Origin of the sequence: Selenomonas oralis (genome assembly GCF_051603425.1) — a bacterium.
Classification (GTDB): domain Bacteria; phylum Bacillota; class Negativicutes; order Selenomonadales; family Selenomonadaceae; genus Selenomonas; species Selenomonas sputigena_A.
On sequence record NZ_CP194411.1, the window covers coordinates 1,461,240 to 1,478,321 of the forward strand.

13 protein-coding genes are annotated in these 17,082 nt (G+C 57.0%); 9 read left to right on the plus strand and 4 right to left on the minus strand.

The genetic code is table 11. The features are described 5' to 3' along the window. Entirely contained in the window at nt 1-609 is a 609-nt protein-coding gene (locus ACRTGH_RS07010) for a class II aldolase/adducin family protein (RefSeq protein ID WP_368846595.1), read from the plus strand. Between the two features lie 459 nt (nt 610-1,068). Here ACRTGH_RS07010 and ACRTGH_RS07015 read toward each other — a convergent pair whose 3' ends face one another. Together ACRTGH_RS07015 and ACRTGH_RS07020 are read right to left on the minus strand one after the other, a co-directional pair. Beyond that, complete coding sequence (locus tag ACRTGH_RS07015; RefSeq protein WP_368846594.1) at nt 1,069-1,536, minus strand: hypothetical protein; 468 nt, start codon at nt 1,534-1,536, stop codon at nt 1,069-1,071. 143 nt (nt 1,537-1,679) lie between these two features. Further along, on the minus strand, nt 1,680-2,939 hold the full coding sequence (locus ACRTGH_RS07020; protein WP_368846593.1) for a diaminopimelate decarboxylase family protein: 1,260 nt from the start codon (nt 2,937-2,939) through the stop codon (nt 1,680-1,682). Between the two features lie 189 nt (nt 2,940-3,128). Between ACRTGH_RS07020 and ACRTGH_RS07025 the strand changes: the two genes are divergently transcribed. From ACRTGH_RS07025 to ACRTGH_RS07055, 7 genes are all read left to right on the plus strand, one after another. Then, a complete protein-coding gene (locus tag ACRTGH_RS07025) occupies nt 3,129-5,405 on the plus strand; it encodes a DNA topoisomerase 3 (protein ID WP_368846592.1) in 2,277 nt (758 codons plus the stop codon). Between the two features lie 133 nt (nt 5,406-5,538). Continuing rightward, nucleotides 5,539-6,963 (plus strand): hemolysin family protein, encoded by a 1,425-nt coding sequence (locus ACRTGH_RS07030; RefSeq protein ID WP_368846591.1) that lies wholly within the window; start codon nt 5,539-5,541, stop codon nt 6,961-6,963. A 49-nt stretch (nt 6,964-7,012) separates the two neighbouring features. Beyond that, nucleotides 7,013-9,253 carry a DEAD/DEAH box helicase family protein gene (locus ACRTGH_RS07035; RefSeq protein ID WP_368846711.1) on the plus strand — a complete coding sequence of 747 codons (2,241 nt, stop codon included), beginning with the start codon at nt 7,013-7,015 and terminating at the stop codon, nt 9,251-9,253. Then, nucleotides 9,250-9,612, plus strand: coding sequence for a VOC family protein (locus ACRTGH_RS07040; RefSeq protein WP_368846590.1), 363 nt, complete (start codon nt 9,250-9,252; stop codon nt 9,610-9,612). Before ACRTGH_RS07035 ends, ACRTGH_RS07040 begins: the two co-directional genes overlap by 4 nt. A gap of 130 nt (nt 9,613-9,742) precedes the next feature. Then, entirely contained in the window at nt 9,743-11,038 is a 1,296-nt protein-coding gene (locus ACRTGH_RS07045; protein ID WP_368846589.1) for a hexokinase family protein, read from the plus strand. Nucleotides 11,039-11,235: 197 nt separating this feature from the next. Then, the gene (locus ACRTGH_RS07050) at nt 11,236-12,546 is read left to right on the plus strand and encodes an NAD(P)/FAD-dependent oxidoreductase (RefSeq protein WP_368846588.1); all 1,311 of its coding nucleotides are present in this window, start codon (nt 11,236-11,238) and stop codon (nt 12,544-12,546) included. A 27-nt stretch (nt 12,547-12,573) separates the two neighbouring features. Next, nucleotides 12,574-14,019, plus strand: coding sequence for an SGNH/GDSL hydrolase family protein (locus ACRTGH_RS07055; protein WP_368846587.1), 1,446 nt, complete (start codon nt 12,574-12,576; stop codon nt 14,017-14,019). An 87-nt stretch (nt 14,020-14,106) separates the two neighbouring features. Here the strand turns inward: ACRTGH_RS07055 and ACRTGH_RS07060 are convergent, their stop codons facing one another. Beyond that, entirely contained in the window at nt 14,107-14,736 is a 630-nt protein-coding gene (locus ACRTGH_RS07060; protein ID WP_368846586.1) for an IMPACT family protein, read from the minus strand. A gap of 141 nt (nt 14,737-14,877) precedes the next feature. Between ACRTGH_RS07060 and ACRTGH_RS07065 the strand changes: the two genes are divergently transcribed. Beyond that, a complete protein-coding gene (locus tag ACRTGH_RS07065) occupies nt 14,878-16,272 on the plus strand; it encodes an amino acid permease (protein WP_438474112.1) in 1,395 nt (464 codons plus the stop codon). A 77-nt stretch (nt 16,273-16,349) separates the two neighbouring features. Here ACRTGH_RS07065 and ACRTGH_RS07070 read toward each other — a convergent pair whose 3' ends face one another. Continuing rightward, nucleotides 16,350-17,006: a hypothetical protein gene (locus ACRTGH_RS07070; protein WP_368846584.1), complete on the minus strand. Its 657-nt coding sequence runs from the start codon at nt 17,004-17,006 to the stop codon at nt 16,350-16,352. Nucleotides 17,007-17,082 lie beyond the last annotated feature (76 nt).

Sequence of the window (17,082 nt, forward strand, 5' to 3'; positions counted from 1 at the left end):
ATGAACGAAGGCTTGCAGCAAAAATTTACGGATGCCATTTGGGTGGCGAAAAGCCTTTTCGAACGGAATAAAACAAGCGGTTCTTCAGCGAATATGAGTTTTCGCCATGAGGGCAAGATTTTTATCACGGCGAGTGGTACTTGTTTTGGCAGATTGACACAGGATGATTTTGCTTGTATCGACAGTGAGGGACATTGGCTGGGAAAGAGGGAACCCAGCAAGGAATTTCCGCTGCACAGGATGTTGTTTCAAAAAAGTGAAACTATACAATGCGTCATTCATACCCACAGCACATATTCTGTGCTATGGTCTTGCTTAGATTATGAAAATTTAGCGGACATTGTACCCGATTATACGCCGTATCTAAAAATGAAGGTTGGGCGCATAGGTTGTATTCCTTATGCAGCACCGGGCAGTCAGGAACTCTTTGAGCTTTTTCGTGAACGAATCCATGAGAGTGATGGCTATATTCTGAAAAACCATGGCCCTATTCTTGGCGGGAAAAGCATTCTCGATGCTTTTTATGGATTGGAAGAGCTGGAAGAAAGCACACGTATTGCCTGGTTACTTCGAGAGGAAAAATATTATGCAGAAAAACGTAACTCTTGACCAAAACAAAGAAATCTCCGTCCGAAACCAGTTCGGACGGAGATTTCTTTGTTTTGGTCTGCAGTTCTATGCTATCATCGCCATAGTGACTGACGACAGTCGGTTCTCCTCCGTGCGAGGAGGTGATGCGCGTGACGCTTTACAATGAAGGTCCAAGAGGTCAAGTCCGAAGGACGCAGACCGATTGGCTCTTTCATGTAAGGCGGGTGGACATGGAACATGTCCGGCAAGTTTTTGAAAAGCTGTCACTCCTGATTGCAGCGCTTGCGCTTGTAGCTGACATCACTTTCCGTCTGCCTAGCTTCTAAGTAGAAAAAAGAACCGCTATGCGGCTGCGCGGCTCTTCTTTCACGAACTAAAAATTCAAGGGAGAGACCGACGCGACCAAACGCCAGTCACTTTTTTGTCATTAAAGATTTTCTGTATGCGCCTGTCAAGCGGGGCGGGGAACCCAGTACATCACAAGAATTTGCCGTAGACTCGCTGCAATAGATCGTCAAAGTACTGCCGCTCTAATGCATATGTACTGTGTAGATCCAATGGCTTATTGATGGCATCAAAAAAATCGGCCGCTCCCTGCAGCAAGGTGATCAACAATTCCTTTTCGGGAACAAAAAAGCGGCTATTGTTCCATTTTGTATGCAATTTTATAAAACCTCTGTCATATTCTTTGAAGGTCATTTCCCTTGGAGAATCCGGAAAGAGCATGGTGGCTGCTCCGTCTTGCAGGAGCTGATCGATGGCGACAGCGAGGTAGACCCAGAGATCATTAAGGGAGTCCCATTCACGGAAGGTTAATATTTCTTTATCAAAATAGCTTAGCAGAATAGCGCCGTCTATATATTTTTTGTCTACATGCCTGGCAATCTTTTTGAGCTCCTCGGCGTCCGTTACATCGATAAACCATGCCGGATCGATATGGTTCAAATCGGATATGCGCACCTTGGGTCTGATGAGAAAGGATCTGCAGGTAAACATTTTGTAATACACTCACACCTTAGAGAAAGCTGAAAAAGATATGAGCTATGCGATGATCTTTGCAGATCTTCGCATAGCCCTGTTGTGATACTCTACTTCATCAAACCGCCGGGGATGTTGAGGGTGGCGAAGTAGTCATCGAGGGTTTCGGCGCGGCGGATGAGTTCGACGCTGCCGTCTTCTCTTAAAAGCAGCTCCGCGCTTCTGAGCTTGCCGTTGTAGTTGAATCCCATGGCGTGGCCGTGTGCGCCGGTGTCGTGGATAACGATGCGGTCGCCGATGTCGATCTTGGGCAGTTTGCGGTCGATGGCGAATTTGTCGTTGTTTTCGCAGAGCGAGCCGGTGACGTCGTAGATGTGGTCACAGAAGGCGTCTTCCTTGCCGATGACGGTGATGTGGTGGTAAGCGCCGTAGAGTGCGGGGCGCATGAGGTTCGCCATGCAGGCGTCGAGGCCGATGTAGTCTTTGTATGTTTTTTTCTCGTGCAGCGCCGTCGTGACGAGCCAGCCGTAGGGGCCGGTGATGTAGCGGCCGGATTCGGCCTTGATGGCGAGGCCGGAGAGCCCCGCAGGCTCGATGATCTTCTTGTAGAGCGCTTCGATGCCGCTTCCGACGCGCTCTACATCGATGGCGGTTTCATCGAGGCGGTAGGGGATGCCGAAGCCGCCGCCGAGGTTGATGAATTCGAGCGAGATGCCGAGGCGTTTCTTGATTTCGACGGCGAGGTTGAACATGAGCTCCGCCGTGAAGAGGAAGGCTTCGTTCCTAAGCTCGCTGGAGATGACCATGGTGTGTAGGCCGAAGCGTTTGACGCCCTTTTCTCGTGCGATCTTGTAGGCGTCAAAGATCTGGTGGTGCGTAAGGCCGTACTTCGCTTCGGTCGGCTTGCCGATGATGTCGTTGCCTTCGATGAGCGAGCCGGGATTGTAGCGGAAGGAGAGGCAGTCGGGGAAGCCAGCGCACTTTTCAAGATAGTCGATGTGACTGATGTCGTCGAGGTTGATGATGGCGCCGAGTTCGTGCGCTTTCTGGAATTCCTCGGCGGGCGTGTCGTTTGAGGTCAGCATGATCTCTTCGCCCTTGACACCGGCGGCCTCGGAGAGGAGGAGTTCGGCGATGGAGCTGCAGTCCGTGCCCGCGCCCTCTTCGTGCAGAATCTGCAAAAGCCGTGGGTTCGGCGCAGCTTTGACGGCGAAGTGCTCGGTGAAGTGCGGCGCCCACGAGAAGGCTCGCTTGAAACGGCGGAAGTTTTCGCGGATGGCTTTTTCATCATATATGTGGAAAGGCGTCGGATATTCTTGGATGATTTCCTCGAGTCTCTCGGGAGAGAGGGGGAATGTTTTTTCTGTCATAAAGATGCCTCCTAAAGAGTGAAAAACCGCCTCCGAGGGCGGGATATGCTACACGCCATTATAGCAATACGCCATGAGGCTGTCAATGAAGCAGATTTGTGGTACAATGAAGGAAGAACTGATGAAAGGAAGGCAGCAGCCGTTCCTTAAAAAATGCCGGGGATTGGCGAATGGGAAGGAGGCGGTCGCTTGCGGCTCTATATTGCGGAGAAACCAAGCATGGGGCGGGAGATAGCGAAGTGCCTCAAAGGGCCGGTGCGCCGGCACGATGGCTGGCTGGAGACGGCGGAGGGCGCGGTGACATGGGGGTTCGGCCATATCCTGCGGCAGAAGGAGCCAGAGGAGTACAATGCGCAGTACAAGCTCTGGCGGGCGGAGGATCTGCCGATTGTGCCGGCGTCGTGGCAGCTCGTCGTCGCGCAGTCGGCGGCCCGTCAATTCGCCGTTGTCAAGGGGCTGATCGAGCGCGCCGATGAAATCGTTCATGCGGGCGACCCGGACAGGGAGGGCCAGCTTCTGATTGACGAGGTGCTGGATTTCGTCGGAAACAAGAAGCCTGTCAAGCGGATCCTTCTCAACGCGCTTGATGAAAAAAGCATCCGCGAGGCGAATGCGGCGCTACGGGACAACGGCGACTTCCGGAATCTCAAGCAGTCGGCTTTGGCGCGGGCGCGGGCCGACTGGCTCATCGGCATGAATCTTTCGCGCGCCTACACGCTGGCAGCGCGCCGTGCCGGGCACAAGAAGATCGTTTTGCCCATCGGCCGCGTCAAGACGCCGACGCTCGCGCTCGTAGTGCGGCGCGAGCGCGAGATCGAGGGCTTCAAGCCCGTCGATTATTTTGAGCTGCGCGCGGAGTTTCATCATGCGGAGGGCGATTTTTCCGCTGTTTGGAAACCGAGGGAGGAAGAGCCGGGGCTTGACCGCGAGGGCAGGCTTGTCGACGGGGAAGCCGCGCAGGCCAAGCTTGCCGCTTTCGCCGAGCCGCCGCATGAGGGCCGCGTCACGGGTGCGAGCCGTACGAAGAAGACGGAGGGGCAGAGGTTGCCCTTTTCGCTTTCGTCGCTTCAGGTGTTGGCGGGAAGGAAGTACGGCTATGAGCCGCAGCTCGTGCTCGATACGGCGCAGAAGCTCTACGAGAAGAAGCTCACGACGTACCCTCGCTCGGATTCGGAGTACCTGCCGCTGAACCAAAAGAAGGATGCGCCCGCCATTCTCGCGCATCTGCGTGACGGCGACGATGCGGCGCTCTCGCATTGGGCGGGCGGCGCGGATGCGAAGATCAAGAGCCGTGCCTGGAACGACAAGAAGGTGACAGCGCACCACGCGATCATCCCGACGACGGTACGGCCGCGCCTCGCGGCGCTTTCCGAGACGGAGCAAAATATATACCGTCTCATTGCACAGGCTTATATCGCGCAGTTTTATCCCGTGCATATCTACGAGCAGGCGAAGGTGACGGTTTCCTATAAGGGCGAGATGTTCGCGGCGAACGGCCGGCGCGAGCTGCAGGCAGGCTGGCGCGCCCTCTATCGCACGCTGAAGGGAAAAGGCGGAGCGGAGGAGACGCAGGGGAGTGCGGACGGCAGGGACGCCGCGCTTGAGACGGCGGGCGAGGAGGACGAAAGGGAAGACACCGCCGTTTTGCCGCCACTGAAGAAGGGCGACCGTGTTGAGTTTTTGCGCGACGCCTTGAAAAAAAGGGCGACAAAGCCGCCGGCGCGCTTTACGCCTGCGACGCTCCTGCAGGGAATGAAGGAGATTCATAAGTATGTTCTCGACCCTGAGGCGAAGAAGCGTCTCAAGGACGTTTACGGCATCGGCACGGAGGCGACGCGCGCCGCTATTATCGACGATCTCGTAAAGCGCAGATTTCTCACCGCCAAGGGAAAAAAGAAGCTGCTTTACCCGACGCCTGCGGCCTACCTGCTCGTCGACGCCTTGCCCGATGAGCTCGTTTATCCTGATGCAACGGCCATTTGGGAGGACAAGCTGCATTCGATGGCCGAGGGCGACGGCACGCTCGAGGAGTTTTTGGCGGGTCAGGTCGCTTTCACGCGCCGCCTTGTGGCGAAGGCGCTTGACGCGAAGATCGAGCGCGAAGGCGAATACCCTTGCCCGCGCTGCAGGAATGGCGTTCTCTTGCAGCGCAAGGGCAGGCGCGGCGCTTTTTGGGGCTGCTCGAATTATCCGCGCTGCCGCATGAGCTGCGATGACAAGGACGGAAAGCCCGATCTTCAGGAGCAGGGAAACCGCATGCGCGGCCCGAGCAGAGAAAAAAGCGATTCCTTTGCTGCTCGTGCGAACGGCATCGCCCCGGGAGCGCATAAAAAAACGCAGGGCTTTTCCCCGCCGCATCTATCCGAGGCGGAGATGGCGGCCTTTCTCGCCGAATATGCGCCGCTTCCTTCGGCGCAGGAGATGATGAATTCTGCTTCGTTCGGCGGAAAGCGAGAAGGAAAATGAAATGCGATTGTAGAATATTAAAATTCAGGTATATTAAAGAGGAAGCGCAGGCTGATGGGATGCGGCATGTCTGCTGCCTTGCCTGCAGCCTGCGCCTCTTGCCGCATGTCATGGAATCTTTGGAGGGGTGAATTTGGAAGATCCTTTTTTGCTTGGCATCAAGCTTTTTTTCGTTTTTTTGCTGGTGTTCGGCAATGCTTTTTTTGTCGCGGCGGAATTCTCCATCGTCAAGATGCGCGGTTCACGTCTCGATGTGCTGATCGCCGCCGGCAACCGCCGCGCCTCCTATGCGAAGGCGCTTGTGGACAGGCTTGATGTCGCGCTCTCCGTCACGCAGCTGGGCATAACGATTGTTTCGCTTGGCCTGGGTTGGCTTGGTGAGCCGGTCGTTTCCTCCATCCTGCATCCCGCTTTTTTGTGGCTTGGGCTGCCGGAAAATGTGGGCTCGACGCTTTCGTTCTTCCTCGCGTTTTCTTTGATTACCGCGCTGCATATCGTGGGCGGCGAGCTGATCCCGAAGAATGTCGCGATTCGGAAGGTCGAATCCGTCACGCTGGCCGTGGCGCTGCCGCTCCTCGTGTTTCAGCGCGTCATGTACCCGTTTGTCTGGCTTTTGAATCATGTCGCGAACTGGGTTGAGGAGCGCATGGGGTTTTCCGTCGTGACGAAGGGCGAGGATGTGGCGCATACGGAGGAGGAGATCCGCGTCTTGATGAAGGAAAGCCATCGGCAGGGTTTCATTGACAAGACAGAGCTCGAATTCGTGGACAATGTCTTTGACTTTGCCGATCTCTCCGTGCGCGAGATCATGATTCCACGCACGGAGATGGTTTGCCTCTACCTTGAGGATTCGCTTGAGGAGAACATCGCGGTCGCGATGGCGGAAAAGCTTACGCGTTATCCGATTTGTGATGAGGACAAGGACAATATCATAGGCTTTCTGCATATCAAGGATTTTTTGCAGACGGTTTACCGCAAGGAAACGCCGGATCTCAGGAAGTTGGCGCGGCACGTCCTCGTCGTGCCCGAGGCCATGGCGGTGAGCCGCCTCCTGCAGACCATGCAGCAGGAGCGTTCCCAGCTCGCCATTGTCGTCGATGAATACGGCGGCACGGCAGGCATGGTGACGATCGAGGATGTGGTCGAGGAGATCGTGGGCGATATCCAGGACGAGTTTGATACGGACAGACCGCTTGTGGAAAAGCGCGGCCCATGCCTTTACTCCGTCGATGCGAAAATGCTCCTTGAGGAGCTTGAGGAGATCCTCGAAGTCGCGATCGACGAGGAGGATATCGACAGCGTGGGCGGTTGGCTTTCGGCGCATGTCGACAATCCGCCGCGCGTCGGCCAAAAGGCCGCTTTCGGCGATGCGGAGTTTTTTGTCGAGAAGACGGAGGGCGTACGCATAACGCGTGTGCTTTGCCACCTGGGCCATGAGCTTGAGAGGGAACATGACGAAGTTGCCGACCTCACACAGCCCCGACGGGGGGAAGGAGAACGGCAGGCAGCCGCCCGCCGCAAGGATGGGCAGGGAAGCGAAGAGGCGGAAAGGCACTGAATTTACTAGGGACTTTCCGCGAGGAGCAAGGGAAAGAACGGTGAAAGAGATGGCATCAAATTTTACTTTTTTGTTGGAGCGAAAGGAATACAAGGATATTGCAAAAGCGGCCGTCGAGGCGGAGAAATGCCTGGGAAGGTCGCCGGCGTGCAGTGTGGTATTGGCAGAGCGTGCGCTGAAGCTTGCGCTTTGCTGGATGTTCACGCACGATGCCGGACTGGCGCTGCCCTATCGTGAGTCGCCCACGCGCCTCATGCACGAGCCGACGCTGAAAAGAATGCGCCCGGACGGCCTCGACGCTGTTGTCTATTATATTTTCGGGCTGGGCAACGTGACGGCCTATCGCGGCCTGCCGGTTTCCCGCGAAACGGCTGTGCTCGCGCTCAAGGGTCTCGCTTGCTCGCTGCAGTGGATGGTTCGTTGCTACGATGCGGATTTTTCGCCGAAGCCGTTCGACGAGGAGGTTCTGCCCGCATCCGAAAAGATCAAGGAGCTTGACAGGAACAAGCTTCTCGAGATTTACAAGCAGCCGTTTGAAGGCGGTGCGCTTCTGCCGCAGCGCAAGAAGAACCGCGAGATTGCGGAAGAGATGGCGGCGCGCCGTGAAGCGAACAAGAACGGCAGGCCGTTCACTGTCCCCGCGAATCTCGTCGCTGAGTGCCGCGGCCGCTACATGATGGTCGACGGCGCCCAGGCAGGATGGACGCTTGACAAGGACTGCTTCATGAACATCGAGGTGGAAGTTCCCGGAGGGCATCCGCTCACCATTGACATTCTCTACACCGATGAGCAAAAGAAGCCGTTGGCTGTCATGGCGGTCAAGGCGGCGGCAGGCGACATGAAGGAGGGCGTCAAACAGGCGAAAGTTTGGGCCGATGTCCTGGAAAAAAAACACGGCGAGCGTCCCTTCATATTCTTGCTGCATGAGGGCGAGTATTGGTTTTGCGATGAAAGGCGCGACAACCTGCGCCGCATCTACGGCTGCTTCTCACGGGAAGGGCTCGAACGCCGAATGGAATTCCGCCGCCTGAGGAATCCTGAGGCACATGCGGATATTTCCGGCGACGTCACGAGCCGTCCCTACCAGACGGAAGCTGTCTGGAGAGCCTGCGAGGCTGTGCATGAGGGCGCGCGCCGCGTCCTTATCTCCACGCCGCCGGGTACGGGAAAAACGCGTATGGCGGCGGGTATTGTCGAGGCTCTGAACGACCAGCATACGATCGGCACGGTGCTCTATCTCGCCGACCGAGAGGAGCTTACGAAGCAGGCCTACGGGAAATTCCGCATCCTGCTGCCTGATATGAAGATGGTCGATATTCTCGAAGATGCGCGCTGCGAGGCGGAGGCAAAAATCGTTTTCGCCACGGGATCGACCATGATGGACGCCATCAACGAGCATCGCTTGGAAAGCGGCGCTCGCCTTTACAATCCGGCGCATTTCGATCTGATTGTCATCGATGAGTCGCATCCGAGCGTTTATGAGGATCATGCTTCGCTCCTGCGCTACTTTGACGCCATTCTGCTCGGCTTTTCCTCCCTGCCGCCGGAAGCGCCCGGCGAGGCCGAGGTCTACCGCTTTTACGAGCTTGAGCCGGGCAAGCCGACATACGCTTACCGTTTCGAGGAAGCCTTGCGCGACGGCTGGCTCGTCGATTTTGAGGCGGTCGATGCCGCGCCTGAGGAAATCATGGATCCGTCGCTCCGCTATGCCGAGCTGACACCTGAGCAGAAGGATATTGCCGAGATGGAATATTCCGATACGGGGACGATTGCGAACAAGGATTTTGACAAGGCAGCGGTGAACAACTGGCTTTTCAGCGAAGAAAAGATTCAGGCGATGCTCGAAAACCTCCTGACGTGTGGCCGCAAGGCAAAGGACGGGAACCTCGGCAAGACGATCATCTTTGCGAAGAACAGTTTGCAGGCCAAGGCGATTGCGTTCATCTTCCAGCGCCTGCATCCGGAATTCGGGCCGGACTTTATCAAGGCATTCGACGTGCGCACACCGAATCTTGCAGAGGCGGTCAATGACTTTACGACAGAGGACGGGAAGCCGACCATAGCCGTGTCGGTCGATGTGCTCGATACGGGCTTCGATATCCCGTCTGTCGTAAACATCGTCTTTTTCCGCAAGGTTCATTCGCTGAGCAAGTTCAGCCAGATGCTGGGGCGCGGCATGCGTTTCTGCCCCGATCTGGGCGGCGAAGGAAAGGACAAGGAGGATTTCCTCGTCATAGATTACTGCAAGAACTTTTTATTCTTCGGCATGGAAGACAAGGTGAAGAGATGAAATTTAAATTTTTGCACAACAATATCAACGTGTTTGATTTGGGGCGCTCTCTTGCTTTTTATGAGAAGGCTCTGGGGCTGAAAGAAGCGCATCGTTTGGAAAAACCGGGGTTTACGCTTGTCTATCTCGGTGACGGCGCAACGCCTCATGAGCTGGAACTTACATGGCTCGCAGAGCGCACGGAGCCGTACAACCTGGGCGACAACGAGGTGCATCTTGCCTTCGAGGTCGACGACTTCGCGGCAGCGCATAAGCTGCACGAGGAGATGGGCTGCATATGCTATGAAAACGAAGCCATGGGAATCTACTTCATCAGTGACCCCGACGGATATTGGCTTGAGGTTTTGCCGAAAAAATGACGCAGAAGGATCTCCGGGAAACGCTGCCTGCGTGAGACGCCGGACAGGAGCGCAGGAAAACGCGCCGGGTTGGACTCCGGTCTCCGGGTGAAGCGGCGTTTTCCTTGGCCCCGTAAGAAAGAGGGGGAATGTGGGAATGGATAAGGAAAAGCTTGCAGAGGCATGCCGTGCCTTCGTCGTTGACGATGATTTGCTGCGGGAGACGGCCGCTGCTTTTCGGCGCGATATGCGCGAGGGGCTTGCCGGCGGCGACAGCTCTACGCTGCGCATGCTGCCGTCCTATGTCGGGCTGCCGACAGGCGCTGAAACGGGGGAGTTTGTCGCGCTCGATTTCGGCGGTACGAATGTGTGCGCGGCGCATATCTTATTGAAGGGAAACGGCGATTTCGAGATCATCAAGCGTGTTGCCCGCCCTTTGACGGAGCCGGGCGTTTACGACTATGTCGGGGAAACGGCGCAGGCGGGGGAGCTGTTTGACTTCGTTGCGGACATGGTCGATGAGGCCATTGAGAGGAAGCGCGGGACGAAGTTTTTGCTCGGGCATACGTTTTCCTTTCCATCCGAACAGACGAATCTCTACAATGCACGGCTCGTCACCTGGACGAAAGAATTCGCCACGCAGGGCGTCGAGGGTGAGATTGTCAACAATCTCCTCAAGGAAGCGCTCGTCCGCATCGGCGCACTGAATGTCGAGCCGGTCGCCGTCATCAACGATACGGTAGCCGTGCTGCTCGCTGCCGCCTACAAGCAGAGTTCGACGTACATCGGATCCATTTATGCGACAGGACACAATACCTGCTATTATGAGCCTTATCTTGGGCAGGCGGCACAGCCGATGATCCTCAATATGGAGTCGGGTGGCTTTGGCAAGCTCATTCCTTCAAAGTACGACCTGCGCATCGACGAGGCTTCGGAGAAGCCGGGAGAGCAGCACCTTGAGAAGATGGTTGCGGGGCGGTATCTCGGGGATCTTTTCGGGCTTGCGCTGGGCGATGCCTTCGGTGCGGACGGTGCAGCCTACGGCTTTACGAGCATCGACCTTTCCGCTATTGTCGAGGATGAATTCCTCGACAGGCATGTCGTGCAGGAGGTCGTCCGCCGCAAGACGGGGCAAGAGGTTACGACGGCGGAGGCCATGCGGCTGCAGGAACTGGCGGAGGCTGTCATTGCGCGTTCGGCGCGTCTCGTGACGGCGACCTTCTGCGGCGTGCTTTGGCAGATTGCGGGCAAGGGTGAGATCGAAAAGCAGCATATTGCTGTGGACGGCTCTGTCTATGAAAAGATGCCGCTGATTCAGGAACATGTTTCGCGCGCCCTGTACGTCATACTCGGGGAAGACAGCGCCAAGATCGATATCGTTCTGGAAAATGTGGGTTCTCTGCTCGGTGCGGCCATCGCGGCCTCCATGGCGGGCGAGGAGTCGTAGGCATCTTCTCGCGGCGCATATACCATACATGGCATATATGGTAATTATAATACTATTATATGCAAATGAAATTTATTGATGTGTTTTGAACGCTGGCTGTATCGGCAGCCGGCCAGAATATTCCCGGCCGTATGACCGGGGGCTGTTTTCCAAAGTGACGGGGATTTTCCTCGCCCACCCATGAAGGGGGCACGACCATGTCAAATAAAACGCGCGTTGTTGTTGTCGGTGCAGGATTCGGCGGCGTAAAGGCCGTCAGGGAGCTTGCGAAGGACAAGGAACTCGATATCACGATCATTGACCGCCGCAATTTTCATCTCTTCCAGCCGCTGCTCTATCAGCTGGCAACTTCGCTTCTCTCGACGGATGAGATTGCCTATCCCATCCGCGCGTTCTTTCGGCACAACAAAAATGTCGATCTCTTTATGGCAAAGCTCAGGGGACTTGATAAGGAAAGGAAAGTCGTCATCACGAACCACGGGGAAATTCCCTATGACTACCTGATCCTGGCGGCGGGCGCGACGACGAACTTTTTCGGCATGGAGAGCGTTGAGCAGCATTCCTTCCCGATGAAGACGCTGCAGGAGGCGCTGCATATTCGCAACCATGTCATCCATATGTTCGAGCGTGCGAACAAGCTTGAGCGCAGCGAGGAGGAACGGCGGCGCATGCTGACTTTCGTCGTCGTCGGCGGCGGTCCGACCGGGGTCGAGCTCGCGGGCTCTCTGGCCGAGGTCATCAATCTCATCATGAAGGACGAGTACCATAACCTCGTGCCGGATGAGGTCAGCGTGAAGCTCGTCGAGGCGACGGGCGGACTTCTGCCGATGATGCCGCCCGATCTGCAGGAAGAGACGGTGCGCGTGCTCCAGAAAAAGGGCATCGACGTCATGCTCAATACGCAGGTTGCGGGCTGCGATAAGCATAGCCTCTCCCTGAAGGATGGCCGCGTCATACCGACGGATACGGTCATTTGGGCTGCCGGGGTCAAGGCCGTGCCCATCATCGCAAAGCTTGGTTTTGCGACAGATCGCGCGGGGCGTCTCATCGTCAACGAGAAGCTGCAGGTCGAAGGTGAACGCGATGTTTTCGCGATCGGCGACTGCGCCTCGTTCTGCCATGGCACGGAACGCCCCTTGCCGACCGTTGCTCCTGTGGCGACGCAGGAGGCCGTTGTTGCCGTGCGGAATATCCAGCGCCTGAGACAGGGCGACGAGAATCTCGAGACGTTCCGCTACAAGGACCAGGGGGCGCTGGCAACGATCGGGCGCACGGAGGCCGTCGTCAATATGAACGGCACGAAGTTCAAAGGCTTCATCGCCTGGGTTATCTGGATGCTCGTCCATCTCATGCGCCTTGCCGGTGCACACACGAACATGACGGTGCTCATGAAATGGACATGGAACCTTGTGTCGGGTACGCGGCTCGGCCGTATTATCACGAATATCCAATACGATGAATCACGTGAGCTCAGACCGATTCCTCTGGATCCGGAGGAAAAAGGCTGATATTGACAGAGGGAGGCTTATCTATCCATGAAGAGTAAGGCCGTGGTCATGTCTTTCTGCCTTGCAGCGGCTGTCTTTTTGCCCTGCGTCCTGCCGGAGGCGGCAGAGGCGGCGAATACGATGGGGGAGACACGCGTAGTGGAACGTGCCTCAGGACAGGCTTCAGAGCGCACGATTGCGCTTGCGCGTGAATCTGCAGGGCAGGAAGCAGGAGCGATGTCCGGCACATCGTCGAGGGAGAGGGATGCATTGCCGATGGAGAAAGAAGCGATGGCTGGGGCGGCGCCAGCGGCAAGGCCGGCCGTGCGGACAGAACCGCTGAAGCTGCGCTTTGTCTGGCCCGCTGTCGCCGATGCCGTGCGCTATGAGTTCACCGTGCAGGAGGGTACGGGGACTTCTGCCAAGACGGTTTACCAGGAGGAGCATGTATTCAACAACGGCCTGGAGCTCCCCGTCAAGGGGCGCGGCTGGCTCGATCGAAATCACTATTGGCGCGTGCGCGCCCTCCGCATCGATGGTACGCCGCTCAACACCTTTTCGGAGCCGGTGGCGCTTGAAATCGGTGAAAAGGATCCGACGGGGCCTTTGCCGACAAGCGAGTATGCGCACATGGACTATGCGCCGCTTTATCCGGCGTATTCCTGGGTGGCCGTTTCCGGAGCGAAGGAATATGAGATTTCCGTCTGGAAAAGGAATGCGGCGGGTCCTGCGCTTCTGCACCTGCTCTACTCCACGGATCTCACTTGCTATGATTCCCATGGATTCACAGTTCCCGGTACATATTACTGGAAGGTGCGCGCCCTCGATGCAGCGCGGCAGCCCATCAGCGGCTGGTCGGACGATGTCGTGTTCGAAGTGACGAGACCGACGCCTGTCGCGGCGCTGGGCGACAGCATTACACATGGCGGCGGTGCCGTCGTATACGGCCCGGATCGCCGGATCTACTCGTGGGAAACGTATGCGGCGTTTCCTATAAAGAACCTCGGCTATTCCGGTGATACGGTCGAGGCTATGGAAGCCCGTTTCGACCGCGATGTCCTGCCGTTCCGACCGCAGATCCTCGTCATTATGGGCGGGGTGAACAATTATCGGGTGGGTGCACGCGCGGCGGAAATCATCCCTGTGCTTGAGCGGCTGCGCGACAAGTGCAAGGCGCACGATATCATTCCTGTTTTCTTGACGGGGACGTCGCTCAATCCCGGCAAGATTGCCAGCCTCCAGTATGCACAGAACCCGCCGCCGGACTGGTCCGACCAGCAGGCGCTCATGAATCGGTGGGTCATGGAACAGCCATACTGCGTCGACGTCACGACGACGCTTTCCGATGCTTCCGGGCAGCTCGAGGATATCTATACGACGGACGGCCTGCACCCGGACAGCGTGGCAAAGCGCTTCATTGGTGAAACCGTCAGCAACTATCTGCGGGCGAAGTTTCCCAAGATCATAGGCCCGCTTCTGCGGCCGGTGAAGTAGCCGAAACGAAAAAAGGGACATCGCAGAGGAGGCTTTCCTCCCGTGCGGTGTCCTTTTGTTTTTATGAGAGGCAGACGGCGCGCCTTCTCAAAGCGGTATACGCCCCCACGTCTCGCCGAGGAGCTCGCAGGAAGCGCGCGCGGCGGTGAGGTCGGTGATGGCGGTCTCTAAGGGGTCGAGCTGTTCCTTTTCGAGCAGCAGGAGGAGCTGCACCTTCTCGCCATAGATCGTATCTTCAAGGCGCAGGTTGTTTTGCCGCACGAAATTTTCCAGGACGGCGAGCAGCGGATAGTCGATGGTGACGGCGAGGCGCAGAAGCTTCAGGCAGCGCACGGGGCGGGAGGCGTCAAGCCCCAGGGCTGCGGCGTGTCCGTAGGCACGGATGAGGCCGCCCGCCCCGAGCTTTATGCCGCCGAAATAGCGTGTGACCACGATGACGGTGTCCGTGAGGCCGCGCTTCTTTATGGCCTCGAGAATCGGATTCCCGGCGGTGCCGCCGGGTTCGCCGTCGTCGTTCGACTTTTGGCGTTCGCCCGCCTTGCCGATCACCCAGGCGCTCGGGTTATGGCGCGCATCGTAATATTTTTTTTTGCAGGCAAGCACGAAAGCGCGGGCTTCCTCCTCGCTTGCAGCATATGTTGTTTGTGCGAGGAAGCGTGAACGCTGTATCTCGTAGGTCGCTTCGCCGCCTTCTTCAATCGTCTTGAAAGATTCCATATCTGCCTCGTCTTTTCGTAAAATTTTTGTTTTCAAACGGTGCGTTTTGGTGTATATTGTGGATAAGCTGTGTTTATGCAGGGGAATTTTAGGGGGTTTTATTCACGCTTCGACAGAAGGAAAGGTTGTGTTATTAAGGCCATGAATGGGACGCAAATGAACAGAGGGTTGAAGAACAGGCATTTGCAGATGATTTCCCTTGGCGGCATCATCGGCAGCGGCTACTTCCTCGGTACCGGATATGTGCTGGAAAAAGCGGGGCCTGCGGCGATATTGGCGTATCTCCTCGGGGGACTCATCGTGCTCTGCGTCATGCTCTGCCTTGCGGAGCTGGCGGTCGCGAAGCCTGTTTCGGGCTCGTTCGTCACGTATGCCCGCGATAATATATCTTCGACCTGGGCCTGCGGCGTAGGCTGGGCTTATTGGCTGAACTGGATGGCCTATGTGCCGTCCGAGATGATAGCGGCCGGCATCATCATGAACAATTTTGTGCCGGAAGTCAGCCAGCTTTGGTGGGCGGTCTTTTTTGGCCTTGTCGTCACCGTGATCAACCTCTTTCATGTCGATAAGTTCGGCGAAAGCGAATTCTGGCTTTCCCTCGTGAAGATCTTCGCCTTGATTGCGTTCAGTGTCGTGGCTCTTCTGATCTGCTTAGGGCTTTTTGGCGGCGAAGGCTTCATCGGCACGCGCATCCTGCTGGGAAGCGGCGGCTTTACGCCGAACGGCTGGTGGGCCATCGTGCTGACGATGGTCATCATCCTCGTGAATTTCCAGGGAACGGAGATCATCGGCCTTGCAGCGGGTGAATGCAAGGAGCCGGAGAAGAGCATTCCCATCGCTGTGCGCAATGTGACATGGCGCATCATCGCGCTTTACATCGTCCCGATATCCCTGCTGATTTCCATTCTGCCGTGGGAAGAGGCGAGCCTTGCTGAAAGCGTTTTTGCGGCGGCTCTTGCCGCGCATGGCCTGGGATCTTTGGCCTCGGTGCTCGCCTTCGTCGTCCTGACGGCGGCCGTTTCATGCTCGAACTCGGGGCTGTATTCGAGCGCCCGCGCTCTCTACGCGCTTGCCCGCATGGACATGGCGCCGGCCTTCCTCGGGCAGCTGAACGGCAAGGGCGTGCCGCGCAATTCGATCCTCGTCTCGGTCTGCGCCTGTTGGCTCGTCATCCTGCTCTATACCTTCAATCCCGATTCGGAAGCCTATACATATCTGCTGGCTGTCTCGGGCTTTACCGGGGCGCTCGCCTGGATCTCGATTTGCTGGAGCCAGTACCGCTTCCGCTGCCGTTTGATCGCCGAGGGGCTGGAGCATACGCTGCGCTACAAGACGCCGTTTTTCCCTTATGTGACGCTTTTCGGCATCTGGGTGCAGGTCATCTGCCTCGTCGTCATCGCTTTTACGGCCGATCTGCGGCAGGCGTTTTATGCGGGCGTGCCGATGCTCGTGCTGCCGATGCTTTGGCATCGCCTGCGCCGGCGCCGCCGCGCCCGGGTGGCTCGGCAGGAAACGGATGCGGTGCCGGGACAATGAAATAAGCAATAACCAAGCCTTCCTTGCGGAAGGCTTTTTTGCGTCCCGTTTCCAGTCGGGGAGTGCTGGGGGACGGCTCAGTCGTCCTTTTCCGGCGGGATCGTCAGATTGTCGCGCAAGGCGCTGACTTCCTCAGCGGTGAAGAGCCCGGAGGGAGATTCGCGGATCATCGTGTCCTCGAGGATGCGGCTTTGCTCCTTCGGTTTGCCGGTCAGAAGGCCGGCCGGGTCGGCGGCGTTTTTTGTGCGCGAGATCGCTTGCTGCTGCGCTTCGGCGTAGGCCAGCGTCTTTTGGCGGATCGAGGAGACGAGGTCGTAGTTCGCGTTCGTGAGAGCGAGCGGCGGAACCAGCGCGTCGACGGCGTCGCGCGTGCGCTTTGCATCCTCGGTGAGTTGGGTGAGGCGTACATAGACCGTCTGGATGTCGATGTCGCCTTCTTTGAAGCTCTCGAGGATGTTGTGGTACTGCTGCCAGTTGTAATCGAGCTGGCCGATGTTTTTCTTGTGCTTCTCGTACCAAGAGCTGAAAATTTCCTGCTGCTGATGGATTTCGGCTTTTTCTTCCGCTGTCATCGCGGGCTCGGGCGGCGGCGGAAAGCTCCAGAAAGCTGCGCCGCCTGCCAGGAGCAGCGTCAGGGAAAAAAGCGCCCAGATCTTGCGGTTGGGAATCCAGCGATAGAGCAGCAGCAAGACGAGGAGGACGAGTGCGACCAACAAATATTTCATGGCAAGCATAAGGAATCTTCCTTTCCAGAGGCGGAATGGGGCGAATAGCCGGGGACATCATGCGATTTCCTCCATTGTATCATGA